Genomic DNA, 20,429 nt, shown 5'->3' with positions numbered 1-20,429 from the left:
GCCGGCCCGCCGCCACGCGCTGTCCCGCCGATGCCGTCGAAGGCCCGCGACAGCGGTCCTCGCGGCCCCCGTCACGAAATGAGCCCCGGATGTCACTGCCCTTCGCCGATCGCCTCCCGCTCTCGCGACAGGCGGCCGACCGCGACGGCGTCGGACGCTCACGGCCCGCGCTCTTCGACGAGCTGCTCGCCGATCCCGCCACCCGCGTGCTCGTCCTGCACCACGACCGGACCCTGGTCGAGGCCGACCGCCTCCTCCTGCGCCGCCCCGAGGACGTGACCGCCGGAACCCTCCGGATCTACCTCGGCCGCACGCTCGCCGAGGCCCCCGGCGAGCCGGTCGGAACCCCCGTCATCGCGACCGTCCTCACCGACGCGGCCGCCGCCGAGCTCGAGCCCGACGAGGAGCGGTGGAGCGGCCTGCGCCCGATCGCCGAGCGCCTGAGCGACCGCGACGCGGGCCTGTTCACCGAGGCTCTCGCCATCGCGAACTGGCACGCCTCGCACGGCTACTCGCCCCGCAACGGCGACCCGACCGTCGTCGAGCAGGGCGGCTGGGTCCGCCGCTCGCCCACCGACGACAGCCAGGTCTTCCCGCGCACGGATCCGGCGATCATCGTCTGCGTCCTCGACGCGGACGACCGCCTCCTCCTCGGCTCGAACGCGATGTGGGGCACCGGCCGCTTCTCCCTGCTCGCCGGCTTCGTCGAGCCGGGCGAGTCGCTCGAGGCCGCCGTGATCCGCGAGATCGGCGAGGAGTCGGGCATGCGCGTCGTCGACCCGCAGTACCTCGGCTCGCAGCCCTGGCCCTTCCCCGCCTCCCTCATGGTCGGCTTCACCGCCCGCCTCGCCGAGGACCAGTCCCCGGAGGATCTGCTCCCGGACGGCGAGGAGATCGTCGAGCTGCGCTGGTTCACCCGGCAGCAGCTGCACGACTCGCTCGAGTCCGTGCTGCTGCCCGGCCGCTCGTCGATCGCCCGCGCGATGATCGAGGACTGGTACGGAGGCGAGCTGGAGAACGGCCCGATCGCGTGACCCTGCTCGACGGACTCGACGAGGGGCAGCGCGAGGCGGCGGAGGCGCTGCTGGGGCCGGTCTGCGTCCTCGCGGGAGCGGGCACGGGCAAGACCCGGACGATCACGCACCGCATCGCGCACGGAGTGGCGACCGGCGTCTACACGCCCGGTCGCGTCATGGCCCTGACCTTCACCAGCCGCGCCGCGGCCGAGCTGCGCTCGCGCCTGCGGGTGCTCGGCGCCGGCGGCGTCCAGGCCCGCACCTTCCACGCCGCCGCCCTCTCGCAGCTCGGCTACTTCTGGCCGCAGCTGGTGGGGGGCACGATGCCCCAGCTGCTCGACGGCAAGGCGCGCCTGCTCGGGCACGCGGCCGAGCGGCTCCGCCTGAAGCTCGACACGGCGACGCTCCGCGACCTCTCGGCCGAGATCGAGTGGCGGAAGGTGTCCGCCCTCTCGCTCGAGCAGTACGCCGTCGCCGCCCGCACGCGCCCCCTGCCCGGACGGCTCACCCTGGAGCAGACGGTCGCGCTCGTGGACGAGTACGAGGGGCTGAAGGACCAGCGCCGCCAGATAGACTTCGAGGACGTCCTGCTCGTGACCGCCGGGATGCTCGAGTCCGAGCCCGCGATGGCGATGCAGGTGCGCGAGCAGTACCGCTTCTTCGTCGTCGACGAGTACCAGGACGTCTCGCCGCTGCAGCAGCGGCTCCTGGAGCTCTGGCTCGGCGACCGGAGCGACCTCTGCGTCGTCGGCGACGCCAGCCAGACCATCTACTCCTTCGCGGGTGCGCGGGCCGACTACCTCCTCGACTTCCCGTCCCGCTGGCCGGCCGCCACCGTGGTGCGCCTGGAGGAGAACTACCGCTCGGCCGTGCCGATCGTGCAGACCGCGAACCGCCTCATGCGGGGCAGGCCCGGCGCCCTCTCGCTCCACGCCGTCGCCGCCGCCGAGGCGCCGGAGCCCGCGATCGACGCCTACCCGGACGACATCGCGGAGGCGCGCGGGATCGCGGCGCGGGTCGCGGCCGACATCGAGGCGGGGGTGCGCCCCTCCGACATCGCGGTCCTCTTCCGCACCAACAGCCAGTCGGCGGTCATCGAGCACGCCCTGCACGAGCGTGGAGTGAGCGCGCACATGCGCGGCGGCAAGCGCTTCTTCGACCTCCCCGAGGTCAAGCAGGCCGTGATGCAGCTGCGCGCGGCGTCCGTGTCGATCAGCGGCGAGCCGCTGTTCAAGTCGGTGAGCGACGTCCTCCGCTCGCTCGGCTGGAGCGCCGAGCCCCCGTCGGCGCCCGGTGCGGTGCGCGACCGGTGGGAGTCGCTGGACACGCTGGCCCGCCTCGTCGACGAGGCCCCTGCCGGATGGACCTTCCGGCAGTTCACCGACGACCTGATCGCACGCCAGCAGGTGCACCACGAGCCGGACCGCGGCGCGGTCACCCTCGCCACGCTGCACTCGGCGAAGGGCCTCGAGTGGGAGTCGGTGCACCTGATGGGGCTCGCCGAGGGCCTGCTGCCGATCTCGTACGCCGCCGGCCTCGAGGCGATCGACGAGGAGCGGCGCCTCCTCTACGTCGGCATCACCCGGGCCCGCCGGCGCCTGCGCCTCTCGTGGGCGCGCTCGACGGTCGGCCGCGTCACGCGGAGGGAGCCGTCGCGCTTCCTCGAAGAGCTCGGCACGCGCACTCGGGGTGCGGCTCCCGCTCCCGCACGGTGAACGATCCGGAGGCGTCGCTGTAGATCCGCTCGGCCCCGCGGAGCCCTCGCCAGCCCGCGAGCAGCCGCCGCAGCACGGCGTCGGCGGCCGCCACGGCGATCGCGGCGCTCGCGAGCGGCGTGCGGGTGGGGGCTGAGCGGCCGAGCACCTGGATCACGAGGCGCGCGCGATCCGGGTCGAGGTCCATCCGGTCCCGCTCGGCGCAGTGCAGGCACGGTCCGGAACCCGGCTCGACAAGGGGTCCGAGGCGCACCGATTCGTCGCCGAACACCACCGCCAGGTGTGGCACATCGGCCGCGAGCCAGTGCGCGGCGCGGGCGGGGGCGACCGCGAAGTCGGCGATCAGCACGGCGAGGTCCGGCGTCCCGTCGTCGGCGACCAGCGAGCAGCCCTCGCTCCGGAGCAGCGTGCGCAGTGCGTCCGGTGCCGCGCCCGTCCCCTCGACGACGACCCGCGGTGCCGGGGGAGGGCCGCCGGGCTCGACGCTGCGCAGCAGGACCGGCCGGAGCGCCTCGAGCACCTCGTCGACCCGCGCCTCGCTCGCTCCGGCGCGCGCCGCGATCAGGCGGACGGTGCCGGCGCTGGTGCCGACGCGGAGGGCGTCGAGCAGCAGCTCCTCCGGGTAGCCGACGCCGTCCAGGACCGCGTGCGGCCGGTCGAGGCCGAGCTGCACCGCGGTCGCGGAGCGCCAGAGCAGGGGGAGTCGGGGATCGAGCCGGAGCACCATCCGGCGATCATGGCCGAGACCGGCCCGGCGCCGCGCGAGTTGTCCACAGGCGGGCGCCGGACGGGAGGTCAGACGGGGCGGTCGCCCGTGGGGGAGGAGCCGCGGTCGTCGTCGTCCGGCGAGCCGGCGTCGTCGGTCGTGTCCGGAGCGTCTCCGGAGGCGCCGTCGCCTTCGCGCGGCATCGTGCCGTTCAGCAGGTCCTCCAGCGCGCGGTCCATCTCGTCGGGCTCCGGGGTCTCGCCGCGGGCCTCGGCCGTGAGCCGGGCGACGAGCGCGCTCGGGTCGTCCAGGTCCTCCGAGCCGGGGAGCAGGTCGGGGTGCGACCAGAGGGAGTCGCGGGCCTCGGGCCCGACGGCGTCGGTCACGGCCTGCCACATCGCGGCGGCCTCGCGGAGGCGGCGCGGGCGCAGCTCCAGGCCGACGAGGGTGGCGAAGGCGGATTCGGCCGGCCCGCCGGAGGCGCGGCGGCGGCGGACCGTCTCGGCGATCGCCCCGGCGCTGGGCAGGCGGGTGGTCGCCGCCGCGGTGACGACGTCGACCCATCCCTCGATGAGGGCGAGGACGGTCTCGAGGCGGCCGTGCGCGGCGAGCTGCTCCTCCGTCTTCGGCGGGATGAGCGCGCCGGAGGTCATCGCGTCGCGGAGCTCCTCGGGGTTCGACGGGTCGAAGCCCTCGGCCAGCTCCTCGAGGCGGGTGGTGTCGATGCTGATCCCGCGCGCGAAGTCGGTGATCTGCGAGATGAGAGCGAGACGGAGCCACTTGCCGTGCCGGAAGAGGCGGGCGTGCGCGAGCTCGCGGACCGCCAGGTAGAGCTGCACCTGGTCGAGCGGGATGTCGAGGCCCTCGCCGAACGCGGCGACGTTCTGCGGCAGGATCGCCGCGTCGTTCTCCTCCAGCAGCGGGATGCCGATGTCGCCGCCCGAGACGACCTCGGCGGCGAGCTGCCCGACGACCTGGCCCAGCTGCAGGGCGAACAGGGTGCCGCCGATCCCGCGCATCATGCCCTCGGCACCGGCGATCATCGCCTGCATCTCCTCCGGGGCCTGCTCGCGGAGCACGCGGGTCAGCGCGTCCGAGATGCTCAGCGCCACCGGCTCGGCGAGCTGGGTCCAGACCGGCATCGTCAGGGAGATCCACTCGAGGCGGCTGATCGAGCGCGGCGTGCGGCTCAGCTCGGAGACGTACGCGACCTCGTCGAGCCAGAGCGCGGCGACGCCGAAGGCCGCGTCGATCGGAGCCCGCACGGAGTCGGACACCGGCGCGGACTCGGCGCGCGCGAGCTGCTTCGCCTGCTCGAGCGAGAGCGTCCAGTTGACGCCGCCGTCGCCGTTCTGCTGCATCGCGCTCTGCAGCTGCGAGAGCAGGTTCTGCAGGGCCACCGGGTCGTTCGGCAGGCCTGCCGCTCCTGCGAGCTGCGAGGGGTCGACCGGGCCGTTCCCCGAGAGGAACTGCCGCAGCATCTCCCGGAACTCGTCCTCGGAGCCGCCGCCCGCTCGGTCCGCACTGTCGCCATCGGCCATCGGGATCAGCCCTCCGTCGCTCACCTGAATCCGGTCGCCGCACCGCCTCCGCGGCCCTGCACAGGGCGCCGGTTCCGGCGCGACTCCCAGTCGTGCAAGCTACGTTAGCCCGAGCGCCCGGGGCCTCGGCGTGCAGAGCACCGCTCGGGCCCAGCCCGCTTCCGCCCGCCGCGAACATCCCGGCGGAGCCGCTCCACCCGTTGCCAGAAAGGCCCCCGTGTCGCTGTTCTCCGACGACCCGCGCCCCTCCTCCTCCCCGCGCCGCCCGTGGGTCGGACCGGTCGTCCTCCTCTCGGGTGTCGCCGTCGTGGTCGGTCTGGGCGTCGCGCCCGCCCCCTACGTGATCGAGCAGCCCGGCCCCGTGTTCGACACCCTGGGCAGCAGCAAGGATGTGCCCCTCATCTCGATCCCGGACCGCACCACCTATCCCACGGCCGGCACGCTCGACATGCTCACCGTGTCGGTCGTCGGCAACCCGCAGAGCCTGCCCACCTGGGTCGAGGTCGCGAGCGCCTGGTTCGACAGGACCAAGGCGGTCGTTCCGGTCGACGCGATCTTCCCTCCCTCCTCCACGGTCGAGGAGCGCGACGAGGCGAACCAGGCCGAGATGACCGACTCCCAGCAGGAGGCGATCGCCGCCGCGCTCACCGAGCTCGGCTACCCCGTCGAGCAGCGCGTCTCGGTCGTGCAGGTGCCCGAGGGCTCCCCGGCCGAGGGCGTCCTGGAGGCGGGGGACGAGATCCTCGCGGTCGCGGGCACCCCTGTCGCCGACGCGACCGCCCTGCGCGCGACCCTGCAGACCCTCGGCACCGGCTCCCCGGTGCAGGTCAGCATCGAGCGCGAGGGCGTCCGGCAGGAGGTGGAGGTCACGCCGCGCGACTCGAACGGCGCCGCCGTCATCGGCGTCCTCCCCGGAGCGGCCTTCGACTTCCCGTTCGAGGTCGACATCCAGCTGGACGACGTGGGCGGGCCGAGCGCGGGCATGATGTTCGCCCTCGGGATCATCGACAAGCTCACCGAGGGCGAGCTCAACGGCGGGCGGAGCGTCGCCGGGACCGGCACGATCGACGCGGCCGGCGAGGTCGGCGCCATCGGCGGGATCCGCCAGAAGCTCTACGGGGCGGAGGGCGCCGGAGCCGAGTACTTCCTCGCCCCCGCGACCAACTGCAACGAGGTCGTCGGCCACGTCCCCGACGGGCTCGACGTGCTCGCGGTCTCGACCCTCGACGACGCCCTCGCCGCACTGAAGGGCATCGCCGCGGGCGACACCTCCGGGCTGCCGGACTGCAGCACCGCCGCTCCCCTCGACTGATCCCGCCCGCCGACCCCGGGTCGACGCCCAGGTGAGCCGGACAGCCGTCGCATAGCATGGGTGGCCTCCCCTCACATCTCGACAGCAAGAGGCCCTCACGTGAGTTCCACAGCAACCGAAACCCCGCCGCGGAAGAGACGGAGCGTCCTCGCCGTCACTGTCGTGGTGGTGGCCGTCCTGGTGGTGGCGTTCTTCGTCTTCGCCGGTCTGTACACCGACATCCTCTGGTACGACCAGCTCGGCTTCCTCTCCGTGCTCACGACGCAGTGGGCGGCGGCGGGCGGTCTCTTCGTCATCGGCTTCGTCGCCATGGCGGTGCCGGTGTTCATCAGCCTGATGCTGGCGTACCGCCTCCGGCCGGTCTACGCGAAGCTCAACTCGCAGATCGACCGCTACCAGCAGGTCGTGGAGCCGCTGCGGCGCCTGGCCACCTTCGGGATCCCCGCGGTGCTCGGCCTCTTCGCCGGCGTCTCCTCCGCCACCCGCTGGCAGACGAGCCTCACCTTCTGGAACCGCACGCCCTCGGGCACCACGGATCCGCAGTTCGGCCTCGACACGTCGTTCTACCTCTTCGAGCTGCCCTTCTACCAGAGCATCGTCGGCTTCGCGTCGGCGGTCCTGCTGATCTCGGCGTTCGCGACCCTCGCCACCGGCTACCTCTACGGAGCGATCCGGGTGAACGGCCGCGAGATCCGCATCTCGAAGGCCTCGCGCATCCAGCTGGCGGTCATCGCCGCCCTCTACCTCGCCGTGCAGGCGGTCAGCCTCTGGCTCGACCAGTACGCGACGCTCGCGCAGCAGGGGCCCCGCATCACCGGCGCCACCTACTCCACCGTCAACGCGACGATCCCGGGCCTGCAGATCCTGGCCGGCATCGCGGCGCTGGTCGCGATCCTCTTCGTCGTCACCGCCTTCATCGGCCGCTGGCGCTTCCCGGTCATCGGCACCGCGCTGCTGATCGTGTCGAGCCTGCTCGTCGGCTCCCTCTACCCGTGGATCGTGCAGAAGTTCCAGGTCGAGCCCAACGAGCGCACGCTCGAGCAGCCCTTCATCCAGAACAACATCGACATGACCCGCCAGGCCTACGGCGTCAGCGACGTCGACGTCATCCCCTACGACGCGACCACGGACGCGGAGCCGGGCGCCCTGCGCTCGGACGCCGAGACCACCGCGAACATCCGCATCCTCGACCCCGCCGTCGTCACCGACGCGTTCTCGCAGCTGCAGCAGTTCCGCCAGTACTACAAGTTCGGCGACACGCAGAACGCGCTCGACGTCGACCGCTACTCCATCGACGGATCGACGCAGGACGCCGTGGTCGGCGTCCGCGAGCTGAACCTCAACGGCCTCGGCACCAACCAGACCTGGTACAACCAGACGCTGGTCTACACCCACGGCTACGGCCTGGTCGCCGCGTACGGCAACCAGCGCTCGGCCGACGGAGAGCCGGTGTTCATCGAGTCCGGCGTTCCGACGACGGGCGACCTCGGCGACTACGAGCCGCGGATCTACTTCGGCGAGAACTCCCCGCCGTACTCGATCGTGGGCGGCAACGACTCGCGCGACATCGAGCTCGACTACCCCTCGGGCACCGACGGCGCGCAGCAGACCTACACGACCTTCGACGGCGAGGGCGGCCCCGCTCTCGACAACGTCTTCAAGAAGCTCGTCTACGCGATCAAGTTCCAGTCCGAGCAGATCTTCCTCTCGGACGGTGTGAACGACGACTCGCAGATCCTCTACGACCGCGATCCCGTGCAGCGCGTCCAGAAGGTCGCGCCGTACCTCAAGCTCGACTCCGACGCCTACCCGACCGTCGTCGACGGCCGCGTGAAGTGGGTCGTCGACGGGTACACCACCTCGGCCGACTACCCGTACTCGGAGGTGCAGAGCCTCTCGCAGGCGATCGCCGACACGAACACGCAGCAGCAGTTCCCGACCGACGACGTCAACTACATCCGCAACTCGGTCAAGGCGACCGTCGACGCGTACGACGGCAGCGTCACGCTCTACGCGTGGGACACCGAGGACCCGATCCTGCAGACCTGGCAGAAGATCTTCCCGACCACGGTGAAGCCCGTGAGCGACATGTCGGGTGAGCTGCTCAGCCATGTCCGGTACCCGGAGGACCTCTTCAAGGTCCAGCGCGCGGTCCTCGGCACCTACCACGTGACCGACGCGGGCTCCTTCTACTCCCGCGAGGACGCCTGGGCGACGCCGAACGACCCGACCAGCGGAGCCGCGACCACGGCCGCCGCGACCGGCACCAGCCTGCAGCCGCCGTACTACCTGACGCTGCAGACGCCGGATCAGGACGTGCCGTCGTACTCGCTCTACTCGACGTACATCCCGGCGAGCGTCCAGGGCGCGCAGGCCAGCCGCAACGTGCTGACCGGCTACCTCGTGGCCGACTCCGACGCCGGCTCGACGGCGGGCTCCGTGGCCGACGGCTACGGCACGCTCCGCCTGCTCGAGCTGCCGAAGGACGACACTGTGCCCGGCCCCGGCCAGGTGCAGAACGCGTTCACCACCGACCCGACGGTCGCGAACGAGCTGAACATCCTCTCCCGCGGCGACACCACCGTCACGAGGGGCAACCTGCTCACGCTGCCGGTCGGCGGCGGCCTGCTCTACGTCCAGCCGATCTACGTGCGCTCCAACGGAGACACGAGCTTCCCGCTCCTGCAGAAGGTGCTGGTCGCGTTCGGTGACGACATCGCCTTCGAGGACACCCTCGACGCGGCCCTCGACAGCCTCTTCGGCGGCGACTCGGGAGCCGACGCGGGCGACACCGGCACGCCGACGACTCCGGACGCGGGCACCGGCACCTCGGGCGGCGACACCGGAGGCGACGCGGGCGGCACGACCGGCGGCACCGGCTCCACGCCGGCCACGGGCGACCAGACGGCGCTGCAGCAGGCGCTGAACGACGCGCGGGACGCCCTCACGGCTCGCGAGAACGCCCTCAAGGCGGGCGACCTCACCGCCTTCGCGGCGGCGGACGAGCAGCTGACCGAGGCGCTCTCGCGGGCGCTGCAGGCCGAGGGCGGCCAGTAGCCCGCATGGTGCAGGTCGACCGCGGCGAGCACCTCCGCTCGGGGGAGTGGCTCGAGCTGAACCGCACGTACTGGGAGGAGCGCACCGGCGAGGGTGCGCTCCACCCGGAGCTCGTCACCGCGGCGCTCCTCGACCCCGGGCCGAGGATCCTCCAGCTCGGCTCGGGCGACGGGCTCGACGCGCTCGAGCTCGCCGAGCGCGGCGCCCGCGTGGTGGGCGTCGACTTCTCGATGCCCGCCGTGCGCCGAGCACGCGCCGGCGCCGCGGACAGGGACCTCGCCGGCTCCGCCCGCTTCGTCTGCGCGAACCTCTACGAGCTGCGGCACATGCTGCCGGAGCCCGACTCGTTCGACGTCGTGCTCTGCAGCGCCGGCGTCGTCTCGTGGCTCCCCGACCTGGAGGAGTGGGCGCGGCTGGTGGAGTGGTTCGTCGCCCCCGGCGGAGCGGTGCTCGTCGCCCCGTCGTCGTCCGCTCCCGTCGGCGCCGACGTCCGCACCTGGTCGCGCACCTCGTCCGAGCTCGCAGCCGCCCTGACGGCGGTCGGGCTGAGCGTGGACGAGAGCGCCGTGCTGCGCGCCGCCAAGCCCGCCTGAGTCCGGAGCCCGCTCCCACCGCCGCGTCGATTTGCATCGGCGCCGGAACGCGTGTAATGTCTCTTCTTGTGCCGCGGGGTGGAGCAGTTCGGTAGCTCGCTGGGCTCATAACCCAGAGGTCGTAGGTTCAAATCCTGCCCCCGCAACAAGAAAGCGAAAGCCGGTCCTGAGAAGGGCCGGCTTTCGTCGTTAACACAGGTCGCGGACGTGCTGCCCGCGGCTGCCAGTGCGCGGGCCGAGACCTCAGTCGCCCTCGATCACGCTCAGCACGTTGCCCGCCGGATCGCGGAACCAGCAGATCGTCGGCCCGTGGCCGCGCATCACTCCGACCGCATCGGTCGGCAGCGACGGGTCGTCGTAGATCGCCGTGGTGACGCCTGCCGCGTGCAGCTCGGCGACCGCCGCGTCGACGTCCTCCACCGAGAAGTTCAGGATCGTGAACGACGCCGGCTCGTGGTCCGGCTTCGGGTACGCGATCGCGCGGCCTCCGCCCGGCAGCCGGATGTCGAGGATCCCCATCGCGTTCAGCTCGACCTCGAGCCCGAGCACTCCGCCGTAGAAGGCCCGCGCCGCCTCCACGTCGTCCACGCTGAAGCCGCTGAAGGCCCTCTCGCTCCGGATCATCGCCGTCCTCCGTCCCGCGGCCGCACCGTCGCGCCCGCTCCGCTCCGGACGCTACTCCGGTCGCCCGTCCGCGTCACCGTCGGACCCGCCCGCGGCGCCGCCGACCGCGAGCCGGTCTCGCGCGACCCGCATCCGCGGACCGGCCTCCCGACGCTCCGCGCCGACGCGTGTGCCGGACCGGCCCGCACGTTAGGCTCGACCCCGATGCGAGGGGTGCTGCTGTGAGGGACGAACGCGGGGACGACGGCTCGAACGAGGGGCTCGGCGACCGCCCGACCCGGCGGAGCCCGCGGCAGGCGCCGCACGCGCTGCCCGCGGCACGCGTCGCCACTCCGGTCCTCACGCCCGTCCGCCCCGTGCGGCGCCGCCGGGGCCGTGTCTTCCGCGCGACCGTCAGCACGGTCGCCCTCGCCGCCATCGCGGGCCTCGTGGCGGTCTCCGCGCTCCCCGCCTACTCCTTCGACCCGGCACCCGATTCGCAGGCCGCCGTCGAGGCCGCCGCCCGCGTGCAGGCGCTCGGCAACCAGAAGCTCACCGTCGCGCCGACCGCGGTCCAGGAGCAGGTCATCCGCGACTCCTTCACCGCACCGACCCAGGCCCAGCTCGACGAGGCGGCCGCCCAGGCGCGCGCGCTCGCCGCTGCCGAGCAGGCCGCCCGCGACGCCGAGACCGCCCGCCTCGCCCAGGAGGCGCAGGCCGCGGCAGGCACGACCGGCGCGGACGGCGCCGCCGCGGGCAGCGGCGGCACCAGCACCTCGGTCACGCCCCGCGAGGAGGGCGACGACTACCCCTGGCGCGACCAGCTCACCGACGACCAGGGCGGCGGCCTCTCGCCGCTGCGGTACTACTACCGCGAGTGCGTCGACTTCGTCGCCTGGCGGATCAACCGCGACCAGGGCTCGACGAGCGCACCCTTCAAGTGGACCTGGGGCAACATGACCCCGGGCGGAGGCAGCGCCTACGCGTGGGCCGGCCAGTGGGCCTCCCACGGCTGGGTGACCAGCAGCACGCCCGTCCCCGGCGCGGTCGCCTGGTTCACCGGCAACCACGTCGCCTACGTGCAGGCCGTCAACTCCGACGGCACGGTCTCGCTCGAGGAGTACAACTGGGGCAACGACCACGCGTACCACAAGCGCACCATCCCGGCCTCCCAGGTCGCCCTCTTCCTCTACCCGCCGAGCTGATGACCGGCGCCGTCGGCATGGCCGTGGCGCAGTTCGCCCCCTCGACGGACCGGGAGGCGAACATTGCGACGATCGAGCGCCTGGCCCGGATCGCCGCCGAGCGCGGCGCGAGCATGGTGGTGCTGCCGGAGTACAGCTCCGCCTTCACCGATCCGCTCGGGCCCGAGCTGGTCGCGGCGGGCGAGGCGCTCGACGGCCCGTTCGTCACGGCTCTCGCGGCGCTCGCGCGCGAGCTCCGGATCCACCTCGTGGCGGGCATGGTCGAGGCGGTGGACGGGCGCCGCATCGCGAACACGCTCGTCGCGCTCGACCCCGAGGGCGCGCTCGTGGCCCGCTACCGCAAGCTGCACCTGTACGACGCCTTCGGCCAGACCGAGTCGGAGTGGGTCGCCGCGGGGGAGATCGCCGCACCCGAGACGTTCGAGGTCGGCGGCCTCGTCGTCGGGCTGCAGACCTGCTACGACCTGCGCTTCCCGGAGGTCAGCCGCTGGCTGGTCGACGCCGGGGTCGACGTCATCGCGGCACCGGCCGAGTGGGTGCGCGGCCCGCTCAAGGAGGCGCACTGGCGGACGCTGGTCACCGCCCGCGCGCTCGAGAACACGGTGTACCTCGTCGCAGCCGACCAGACCCCGCCGATCGGGGTCGGCACGAGCATGATCGTCGATCCGATGGGCGTCGAGACCGTCACCCTCGGCGAGGTCGAGGACGTCGCCGTCGCCTGGGTCTCGCGCGAGCGGATCGACGCGGCGCGCGCGAAGAACCCCGCTCTGGCGCTGCGGCGCTTCCGGGTGCTGCCGCTCTGACCGCCGCCCCCGGCCCGACGGCGCCGGGCATCCGACCGAATCCGCTGAGGCCGGCTCCTCAGCGCGCCATGCGGGCGAGGCCCGCGACCGCCGTCTCCAGCACCTCGAACCGCTTGCAGAAGGCGAAGCGGACGAGCGAGCGGTAGGGAGCGGCGTCCTCGGGGCGGCAGAACGCCGACACGGGCACCGCCACCACTCCCGCGAGATCCGGGAGCGCCCGGCAGAGCGCGACCCCGTCGTCGTAGCCGAGCGGTGCCGCGTCCCCGACGACGAAGTAGCCGCCCGAGGAGGGCGCGACGCCGAAGCCCGCAGCAGCCAGGCCCGCCGACAGCAGGTCCTTCTTGGCCGCCAGCGTCTGCGCCGCGCCGGTGAAGAAGGCGTCCGGGAGCCCGAGCCCGAGGGCGACGGCCCCCTGGAACGGCGAGCCGCTGACGTAGGTGAGGAACTGCTTCACGGCGAGGACGGCCGTGATCAGCTCGCTCGGGCCCGTGACCCAGCCGATCTTCCAGCCCGTGGTGCTGAAGGTCTTGCCCGCGGAGGAGACGGAGAGCGTCCGCTCGAAGGCTCCGGGGAGGGAGGCCAGCGGGACGTGCGGGGTGTCGAAGCGCAGGTGCTCGTAGACCTCGTCCGTCAGGATCACGGCGTCGTGCCGCTCGGCGAGCCGCACGATCAGCTCGCGGGTCTCGGCCGGGAGGACGGCACCGGTCGGGTTGTGCGGGTCGTTCACCAAAATGACGCGGGTGCGGTCGCTCACCGCGGCGGTCAGCTCGTCGTGGTCGACCGCGAAGGAGGGGCCGCGCAGGAGCACGGTGCGGTGCACCCCTCCTGCCAGGGCGATCAGGGCTCCGTAGGCGTCGTAGTGGGGAGTGAAGGTGACGACCTCGTCGCCCGGCTCGAGCAGGGCCAGCAGAGCCGCGGCCAGGGCCTCGGTGGCGCCCGTGGTGACGAGGACCTCGCCGTCGGAGTCGAGGGAGATCCCGGAGAAGCGCAGCCGGTGCGCGGCGATCGCCTCGCGCAGGACGGGGAAGCCGGGACCCGGCGGGTACTGGTTGAGCCCGGACGCGATGGCGTCGCGCGCGGCGTCGAGGATCTCGCGCGGGCCGTCCTCGTCCGGGAAGCCCTGGCCGAGGTTCACCGCTCCGGTGCGCAGGGCGAGCGCGCTCATCTCGCTGAAGACGGTGGCGGCGACCTCGCCACCGGGGCCGAGGAGGCCGGCGCCCGCCGCGGCGCGGGACCAGGATCCGGGAATGCTCACGTGCCCAGTGTGCCCGCTCGAGCAGTCCGGCCGGTTTCATTTCCCGCTCGCAGGCCCGTCATAAGAAACCCCCAGGTACGATCGCCAAGCTATCCCCGCTTGGAAGGAGCAGCACCCATGACCGAGAGTCACGAGGGTCCTCGTCAGCCGGAGGAACCCACCACGCCGACGGAGTCCGGCGCCCGAGAGGCGACCGAGCGCACCCCCGGCGAGAGCTCCGGAGCGTCGTCCTCGACCACCGGGCCCACCGAGCCGATCCACCGGGGCGGAGCGCACCGCGAGAGCGAGAACCCGACCGTCCCCTACCCCTCCTCCTCGGCCCCCCAGCCGCCGTACACGCCGAACGCGACGGTCGGCAACGAGGCGCAGCCCGTCTCCCAGCCCGCCCGCTACGGGCAGTACGCGCCGCCCGCCGCGAACACGCTGCACGGCTCCGAGGAGCCGCCCTCCTCGAGCCCCTTCGGCCCGGGCGCCGAGTACACCCCCGCCCCCACCGCCACGAAGCGCCGAGCCGGAGTGGGCGTCGTCGCGGCGCTCGCCATCGGCGCGGTCGTGGGCGGAGTCGCGGGAGCCGGCGTGTTCGGCCTCTGGTCCGCCTCCAACGGCGGCGGGACCCGCGTGGTCTCCGCCGGCGGCTCGCAGACGATCACGGTCAACAACGCCGAGGACGCCACGACCGCCACCGCGGTCGCCGCCAAGGCCACTCCGAGCGTCGTCACCATCGCGGTGAGCGGCAGCTCGTCCGCCGGCACCGGATCCGGCATCGTGCTCTCGAAGGACGGCTACGTCCTGACCAACACCCACGTGGTCACCCTCGACGGCGAGATCGCGAACGGCACCGTCTCGGTCACCACCAGCGACGGCCGGATCTTCGACGCGACCGTCGTCGGCACCGACCCGACCCTCGACCTCGCCGTCATCAAGCTGACCGGCGCGACCGACCTCAGCCCGATGACGTTCGCGGACTCCACCAAGATCAACGTGGGCGACACGGCGGTCGCCATCGGCGCCCCGCTCGGCCTCTCCGGCACCGTGACCGACGGCATCGTCAGCGCGCTCAACCGCAGCATCCAGGTCGCCTCCTCGGCGGCTCCGGACGACTCGGGCGACAGCTCGAGCGGCGGCACCGAGAGCCCGTTCAACTTCGACATCCCGGGCCAGCAGGCGCCGACCCAGGCGAAGAGCACCATCTCGCTGCCCGTCATCCAGACCGACGCGGCGATCAACCCGGGCAACTCCGGCGGCGCGCTGCTCGACAGCGACGGCGAGCTGATCGGCGTGAACGTCGCGATCGCGAGCGCCGGCCAGTCCTCCTCGAGCGGCCAGTCCGGCAACATCGGAGTCGGCTTCGCGATCCCCAGCGCGATCGCCGAGCGCATCGCGAAGGAGATCATCGCGAACGGCTCCGCCTCGCACGGCCTGCTCGGCGCGAGCGTCTCCGACTCGACCGCGGACGTCCTCGGCGCCCGCATCGAGGAGGTCTCCGGAGGCGGTGCCGCGCAGGCGGCCGGTCTCGCCAAGGGCGACATCATCACCGCGATCGACAGCACTCCGATCACGAGCGCGTCCGACCTCACCGCGCAGGTCCGCGCGCAGGCCGCGAACGCCGCGGTCGAGCTGACCTACGTCCGCAACGGCCAGAGCTACCAGGCGAAGGCGACGCTCGGCCAGATGGCCGCCGGCTGACCCGCCGCCGCCGCGCACAGCCCCTCGAGGATCCGTCCCCGGGGGGCTGTGCTCCGCCACCGCGCACAGCCCCTCGAGGATCCGTCCCCGGGGGGCTGTTCCGCGTCCGGGCCCGGCCCGGGGCGCGGCGCTCCCCGCTGGTAGGGTGATGGATCCCTGCGCCCGCGCTCCTCCCGCACGAACTGGACCCATGCAGCACGAGATCCCGGAAGACGACCTCTCCGACCTGCCCGGCGTCTCCTACGTCATGCCCGTCCTCAACGAGGTCGCGCACGTGCGCGCCGCGGTCGACTCGCTGCTGCACCAGGACTACACCGGCCCCTTCGACGTCGTCCTCGCCGTCGCCCCGAGCATCGACGGCACGGAGCAGCTCGTCGCCGAGCTGAGCGCGGCCGATCCGCGGATCCGCGTCGTGCCGAACGAGGTCGGCTCCACTCCTGCGGGCCTCAACGCCGCGATCCGCGCCTCGCGTCACCCGGTCGTCGTCCGGGTCGACGCGCACTCCGTCCTGCCGCCCGAGTACGCGCGCACGGCGGTCGAGGCGCTGCAGCGCTCCGGAGCGGCGAACGTCGGCGGAGTGATGGCGGCGGAGGGCCTCACCCCGTTCCAGCGCGCGGTCGCCCGGGCGTACGGCTCCCGCATCGGCCTGGGCGGCACGCCCCACCACGTGGGAGGCGAGGAGGGCCCGGCCGACACGGTGTACCTCGGCGTCTTCCGCCGCTCCGCCCTCGAGCGCGCCGGCCTGTTCGACGAGCGCTTCAAGCGCGGGCAGGACTGGGAGCTGAACCGGCGGCTGCGCGAGCGCGGCGAGGTCGTCTGGTTCACTCCGCGCCTCACCGTCACCTACCGGCCGCGGCCCTCGATGCGCGCGCTGCTCCGGCAGTTCCTCTCGACCGGGATGTGGCGCGGCGAGCTCACCCGGATGTTCCCGGCCTCGCGGTCGCTGCGCTACTTCGCTCCGCCCGTGCTCGTCGCCATGCTCGCCATCGGGCTGCTCGTCGGGCTGGCGGGAGTCGTCCAGGCGCTCGCCGGAGCCGCGCCCTGGCTCCTGCTCGGATTCGCGGTGCCCGCCGCCTACCTCCTCCTGGTGGCGGCGGCCACTCTCGTGGTCGCGCGGCCGGACGGCGCGCGTGCGATGCTGTGGTTCGCCGTGGTCATCCCGGCGGTCCACGTGGCCTGGGGGACCGGCTTCGTGCTCGGCTTCGCCGGGCTGACCAGCAACATCTCCGCCCACCGCCACCAGCCGCGGTCCGACTCGCCGAGGGGCGCATGACCACGACGACGAGACCCCGCTCCATCGCCGAGCTGCGCGCCGTCGCGCAGCCCCCGGAGGTGCGCGGGCGCCGCAACGCCGAGCACTGGACGGCGTCGCTCTACCTGCGCCGCTTCTCGCCCTACCTGACCTGGCTGCTGCTGAAGACCTCGATCTCGGCGAACGGCGTCACCGGGCTGATGATCCTGGTCGGCTGGAGCGCGGCGGCAGCCCTCCTGATCCCGGGGATCGCCGGAGCGGCGCTGGCGCTGCTCTTCGGCCAGCTGCAGATGCTGGTGGACTGCTGCGACGGCGAGGTCGCGCGCTGGCGCCGCACGTCCTCGCCGGCGGGCGTGTTCCTCGACAAGGTCGGGCACTACACGACCGAGGCGCTGATCCCGATCGCGCTCGGGCTGCGAGCGGCGGGCGTCCCGTTCGAGTCGCCGGCGGACTTCCTCTGGACCACGATCGGCTTCGCCCTGGCCCTGGTGATCGTCCTCAACAAGGCGCTCAACGACATGGTGCACGTGGCGCGCGCGAACGCCGGTCTCACGAAGCTGGCCGACACGAAGGGCGAGGCGGTGCCGTCCTCGTCCGGGCTGGCGGGGCTTCGCCGCGCGGCCCGCTTCCTGCCCTTCCACCGCCTCTACCACTCCGTCGAGCTGACGATGCTGGCCTTCGCGACCGCCCTCGTGGGCCTCGTCGTCGGAGCGGGCACGGCCGACCGGGTCCTCGTGGGGGCGCTGCTGCCGCTCGCCCTCCTCGCCCTGGTCGGCCACTTCGTCGCGATCATGGCGTCCAAGCGTGTCCGCTCCTGAGCCGCGGGTCGGCGTCGTCGTCCTGACGCAGGGGACCCGGCCCGACGACCTCGCCACGGGGCTGGCCGGCGTCCTCGCGCAGGAGGGCGTCGAGCTGGACGTCGTCTGCGTCGGCAACGGCTGGGAGCCGGACGGCCTGCCCGAGGGAGTGCGCGCCCTGGCGCTCCCCGAGAACCTCGGCATCCCGGCGGGCCGGAACGCCGGAGTCGACGCCGTCGCGGGCGAGTACCTCTTCTTCCTCGACGACGACGCCCGGATCCCGTCCCCCCGCTTCCTCGTCGACGCGGTCGCGCTGCTCGCCTCGAACCGCCGCATCGGCCTGGTGCAGCCCCGCGTCGACAGCACGGACGGCACGCCGAGCCCGCGGCGCTGGATCCCGCGGATCCTCAAGGGCGACCCCCGCCGCTCCGGCCCCGTCTTCTCGGTCTGGGAGGGAGCGGTCGTGCTGCGGCGCGACGTGTTCGCCCGGACGGGCGGCTGGGCGGCTCCGTTCTTCTACGCCCACGAGGGCATCGAGCTGGCCTGGCGGGTCTGGGACACGGGCCGCACCGCCTGGTACGCGGGAGAGCTCGTCGCCCAGCACCCGGTCATCCAGCCGACCCGTCACGCCGACTACTACCGGCTGAACGCGCGCAACCGCGTCTGGCTCGCCCGCCGCAACCTCGCCGCACCTCTGGCGCTCGTCTACGTGGGGTCCTGGACCGCGATCCAGTGCCTCCGCTGGCGTCGCGACCCGGCCGCCCTGCGCGCCTGGTTCGCCGGCTGGCGGGAGGGATGGCGCTCGGATCCGGGCGGCCGGCGCGTCCTCTCGGCCCGCACGGTGCTCCGGATGGCGTTCGCCGGGCGTCCGCCGATCGTCTAGCATCGGGGAATCCGCCCCCGCCGGGGCCCCCGAAAGGACGACGGTGTTCGATTCGACCCAGCTCTCCCCGCCCGAGCGCGCCGAGGCGGAGGCGACCCCTGCCGGACCGGACCTCCTGACGGCGGTCCGCGAGCGCCTCGGCGCCGTCGACGACGAGTTCTCCGGCCGCCTCGACGAGCACCTCCCGCGCCTGGTCGATCTGCTCGCCACGGTGTACGCCGGCCGCGACGACCTCGAGGACCAGCTGGTCGCGATCGTCGAGCTCGCCGCCGCCTCCTGGGAGGAGCGGCCCGAGGAGCTCCGCGCGCTCGACCGCGCCCGCGAGCAGCACCCGACCTGGTTCCTCTCGAACAAGGCTCTGGGCGGGGTCTGCTACGTCGACCGCTACGCGGGCGACCTCGAGGGGCTGCGCGCCGAGATCCCGTACCTCCGCGAGATCGGCCTGAACTACCTGCACCTGATGCCGCTCTTCGATGCGCCCGAGGGCGAGTCGGACGGGGGCTACGCGGTCTCGAGCTACCGGCGCGTGCGGCCGGACCTCGGCGACATGGAGCAGCTCCGCGGGCTGGCCTCCGAGCTGCGCGAGCAGGGCATCGCACTCGTGGTCGACTTCGTCTTCAACCACACCTCGAACGAGCACGAGTGGGCGCAGCGCGCGCTGGCCGGCGAGCAGCGCTTCGAGGACTACTACTGGATCTACCCGGACCGGGAGCAGCCCGACGCCTTCGAGCGCACGACGCGCGAGATCTTCCCGGACGACCATCCCGGCTCCTTCGTGCAGCTGGAGGACGGCCGCTGGGTCTGGGCCACGTTCCACCGCTACCAGTGGGACCTCAACTACTCCAACCCCGAGGTGTTCCGGGCGATGGCGGGAGAGATGCTCTTCCTCGCCAATCAGGGCGTCGACGCCCTGCGGATGGACGCGGTCGCGTTCATCTGGAAGGAGCTCGGCACCACCTGCGAGTCGCAGCCGCAGGCGCACCTGCTGCTGCGCGCGTTCAACGAGGTCTGCCGCCTGGCCGCTCCGGCGCTGCTGTTCAAGTCCGAGGCGATCGTGCACCCCGACGAGGTGATCGAGTACATCGACGTCGAGGAGTGCCAGCTCTCGTACAACCCGCTGCAGATGGCGCTCACCTGGGAGGCGCTCGCCACCCGCGACGTCCGTCTCCTCTCGCAGGCCCTCGAGCGCCGGCACGCCCTCCCCGAGGGCACGGCCTGGGTCAACTACGTGCGCGGGCACGACGACATCGGCTGGACCTTCGCCGACGAGGACGCCGCCGAGCTCGGGATCGACGCGGCCGGCCACCGCCGGTTCCTCAACGACTTCTACACGGACCGGTTCGACGGCACGTTCGCCCGCGGAGTGCCGTTCCAGGAGAACCCGCGCACCGGCGACCGCCGCGTCTCGGGCACCACCGCGTCCCTCGCCGGAGTGGAGGCGGGCGACGCCTACGGGATCGACCGCGTGCTGCTCGCGCACTCGATCGCCCTGAGCACCGGCGGGCTGCCGCTGCTCTACCTCGGCGACGAGGTCGGCCAGCTCAACGACCACGGCTACCTCGACGACCCGACGACGGCCGGCGACTCGCGCTGGGTGAACCGGCCCCGCCGCCCTGCGGAGCGCTATGTCGAGCGCGAGGTCCCGGGGACGGCCGCGAGCGAGGTCTTCGGCGGGCTGCTGCACCTGATCGCCGTGCGCAAGGCGGTGCCGATGTTCGCGGGCACCGAGCTGAGCGTCTTCGACCCGGTCAACGACCACGTGCTCGGCTACCAGCGCCCCGGCGACGGGGAGTCGGTGCTCGTGCTCGCGAACGTGTCGGACGAGGTCCAGGAGGTCGCGGCCGAGCGGTTCGGCGGGTTCGCCGCGGAGGCGGTCGACCTGGTCACCGAGATCGCGGTCGACCTGCGCGAGGGCTTCCGACTCGCTCCGCTGCAGTTCGTCTGGCTGAGGGTGACCCCGGCCTGATCGGCCCGCGCGAGGCCCCCGGCGCGGGGGCCGTCGCCG

At 73.1% G+C, this 20,429-nt stretch carries 16 protein-coding genes and 1 tRNA gene; 13 read left to right on the top strand and 4 right to left on the bottom strand.

Features of this window, described 5'->3' with window-relative positions; translation table 11 throughout:
• Positions 1-89: 89 nt before the first annotated feature.
• Positions 90-1,034, top strand: coding sequence for an NAD(+) diphosphatase (gene nudC / locus C5D36_RS03735; protein ID WP_104295204.1), 945 nt, complete (start codon positions 90-92; stop codon positions 1,032-1,034).
• Positions 1,031-2,731, top strand: coding sequence for an ATP-dependent helicase (locus C5D36_RS03730; protein WP_104224836.1), 1,701 nt, complete (start codon positions 1,031-1,033; stop codon positions 2,729-2,731). The genes nudC and C5D36_RS03730 overlap by 4 nt, the downstream gene beginning before the upstream one ends.
• Here C5D36_RS03730 and C5D36_RS03725 read toward each other — a convergent pair.
• Both C5D36_RS03725 and C5D36_RS03720 read right to left on the bottom strand, forming a co-directional pair.
• Positions 2,652-3,458 carry a hypothetical protein gene (locus C5D36_RS03725; RefSeq protein WP_104295203.1) on the bottom strand — a complete coding sequence of 269 codons (807 nt, stop codon included), beginning with the start codon at positions 3,456-3,458 and terminating at the stop codon, positions 2,652-2,654. The two genes, C5D36_RS03730 and C5D36_RS03725, sit on opposite strands and share 80 nt — an antisense overlap.
• A 68-nt stretch (positions 3,459-3,526) precedes the next feature.
• Entirely contained in the window at positions 3,527-4,978 is a 1,452-nt protein-coding gene (locus C5D36_RS03720) for a zinc-dependent metalloprotease (protein WP_104238192.1), read from the bottom strand.
• Between the two features lie 217 nt (positions 4,979-5,195).
• Here C5D36_RS03720 and C5D36_RS03715 point away from each other — a divergent pair, with 217 nt between their 5' ends.
• The 4 genes from C5D36_RS03715 to C5D36_RS03700 all read left to right on the top strand — a co-directional run bounded on the left by C5D36_RS03715 (position 5,196) and on the right by C5D36_RS03700 (position 10,086).
• A complete protein-coding gene (locus C5D36_RS03715) occupies positions 5,196-6,290 on the top strand; it encodes a PDZ domain-containing protein (RefSeq protein ID WP_104233183.1) in 1,095 nt (364 codons plus the stop codon).
• A 99-nt stretch (positions 6,291-6,389) separates the two neighbouring features.
• Entirely contained in the window at positions 6,390-9,347 is a 2,958-nt protein-coding gene (locus C5D36_RS03710; protein ID WP_181027225.1) for a UPF0182 family protein, read from the top strand.
• A gap of 5 nt (positions 9,348-9,352) precedes the next feature.
• Positions 9,353-9,940, top strand: coding sequence for a bifunctional 2-polyprenyl-6-hydroxyphenol methylase/3-demethylubiquinol 3-O-methyltransferase UbiG (locus tag C5D36_RS03705; RefSeq protein ID WP_104295202.1), 588 nt, complete (start codon positions 9,353-9,355; stop codon positions 9,938-9,940).
• 72 nt (positions 9,941-10,012) lie between these two features.
• Positions 10,013-10,086, top strand: a tRNA-Met gene (locus C5D36_RS03700).
• A gap of 97 nt (positions 10,087-10,183) precedes the next feature.
• Here the strand turns inward: C5D36_RS03700 and C5D36_RS03695 are convergent.
• Complete coding sequence (locus C5D36_RS03695; RefSeq protein ID WP_104295201.1) at positions 10,184-10,564, bottom strand: VOC family protein; 381 nt, start codon at positions 10,562-10,564, stop codon at positions 10,184-10,186.
• A 221-nt stretch (positions 10,565-10,785) separates the two neighbouring features.
• Here C5D36_RS03695 and C5D36_RS03690 point away from each other — a divergent pair, with 221 nt between their 5' ends.
• Positions 10,786-11,748, top strand: a complete 963-nt coding sequence (locus C5D36_RS03690; protein WP_104262670.1) for a CHAP domain-containing protein — start codon at positions 10,786-10,788, stop codon at positions 11,746-11,748.
• On the top strand, positions 11,748-12,551 hold the full coding sequence (locus C5D36_RS03685) for a carbon-nitrogen hydrolase family protein (RefSeq protein ID WP_104257272.1): 804 nt from the start codon (positions 11,748-11,750) through the stop codon (positions 12,549-12,551). The genes C5D36_RS03690 and C5D36_RS03685 overlap by 1 nt, the downstream gene beginning before the upstream one ends.
• A 58-nt stretch (positions 12,552-12,609) precedes the next feature.
• Here the strand turns inward: C5D36_RS03685 and C5D36_RS03680 are convergent, their stop codons facing one another.
• A complete protein-coding gene (locus tag C5D36_RS03680) occupies positions 12,610-13,806 on the bottom strand; it encodes an aminotransferase class I/II-fold pyridoxal phosphate-dependent enzyme (RefSeq protein WP_104295200.1) in 1,197 nt (398 codons plus the stop codon).
• Positions 13,807-13,923: 117 nt separating this feature from the next.
• On the opposite strand from C5D36_RS03680, the gene C5D36_RS03675 reads away from it, so the two are divergent.
• From C5D36_RS03675 to C5D36_RS03655, 5 genes are all read left to right on the top strand, one after another.
• Positions 13,924-15,492: a S1C family serine protease gene (locus tag C5D36_RS03675; RefSeq protein ID WP_104295199.1), complete on the top strand. Its 1,569-nt coding sequence runs from the start codon at positions 13,924-13,926 to the stop codon at positions 15,490-15,492.
• Positions 15,493-15,682: 190 nt separating this feature from the next.
• The gene (locus C5D36_RS03670) at positions 15,683-16,765 is read left to right on the top strand and encodes a glycosyltransferase family 2 protein (protein WP_181027226.1); all 1,083 of its coding nucleotides are present in this window, start codon (positions 15,683-15,685) and stop codon (positions 16,763-16,765) included.
• Positions 16,762-17,562: a CDP-alcohol phosphatidyltransferase family protein gene (locus C5D36_RS03665; RefSeq protein WP_104295198.1), complete on the top strand. Its 801-nt coding sequence runs from the start codon at positions 16,762-16,764 to the stop codon at positions 17,560-17,562. The genes C5D36_RS03670 and C5D36_RS03665 overlap by 4 nt, the downstream gene beginning before the upstream one ends.
• Complete coding sequence (locus C5D36_RS03660) at positions 17,549-18,424, top strand: glycosyltransferase family 2 protein (RefSeq protein WP_104295197.1); 876 nt, start codon at positions 17,549-17,551, stop codon at positions 18,422-18,424. The genes C5D36_RS03665 and C5D36_RS03660 overlap by 14 nt, the downstream gene beginning before the upstream one ends.
• Positions 18,425-18,539: 115 nt before the next feature.
• The gene (locus C5D36_RS03655; protein WP_104295214.1) at positions 18,540-20,390 is read left to right on the top strand and encodes an amylosucrase; all 1,851 of its coding nucleotides are present in this window, start codon (positions 18,540-18,542) and stop codon (positions 20,388-20,390) included.
• Positions 20,391-20,429 lie beyond the last annotated feature (39 nt).

Source organism: Rathayibacter sp. AY1C6 (genome assembly GCF_002931535.1).
Lineage (GTDB): Bacteria > Actinomycetota > Actinomycetes > Actinomycetales > Microbacteriaceae > Rathayibacter.
This window is presented reverse-complemented; position numbering and strand designations above follow the sequence as displayed.

Bases quoted from the DNA above. Each gene is read 5' to 3' on its own strand.
- nudC (WP_104295204.1), top strand. From the start codon at position 90: ATGTCACTGCCCTTCGCCGATCGCCTCCCGCTCTCGCGACAGGCGGCC.
- C5D36_RS03725 (WP_104295203.1), bottom strand. From the start codon at position 3,458: ATGGTGCTCCGGCTCGATCCCCGACTCCCCCTGCTCTGGCGCTCCGCG.
- C5D36_RS03720 (WP_104238192.1), bottom strand. From the start codon at position 4,978: ATGGCCGATGGCGACAGTGCGGACCGAGCGGGCGGCGGCTCCGAGGAC.
- C5D36_RS03705 (WP_104295202.1), top strand. From the start codon at position 9,353: ATGGTGCAGGTCGACCGCGGCGAGCACCTCCGCTCGGGGGAGTGGCTC.
- C5D36_RS03695 (WP_104295201.1), bottom strand. From the start codon at position 10,564: ATGATCCGGAGCGAGAGGGCCTTCAGCGGCTTCAGCGTGGACGACGTG.
- C5D36_RS03685 (WP_104257272.1), top strand. From the start codon at position 11,748: ATGACCGGCGCCGTCGGCATGGCCGTGGCGCAGTTCGCCCCCTCGACG.
- C5D36_RS03675 (WP_104295199.1), top strand. From the start codon at position 13,924: ATGACCGAGAGTCACGAGGGTCCTCGTCAGCCGGAGGAACCCACCACG.
- C5D36_RS03670 (WP_181027226.1), top strand. From the start codon at position 15,683: ATGCAGCACGAGATCCCGGAAGACGACCTCTCCGACCTGCCCGGCGTC.
- C5D36_RS03665 (WP_104295198.1), top strand. From the start codon at position 16,762: ATGACCACGACGACGAGACCCCGCTCCATCGCCGAGCTGCGCGCCGTC.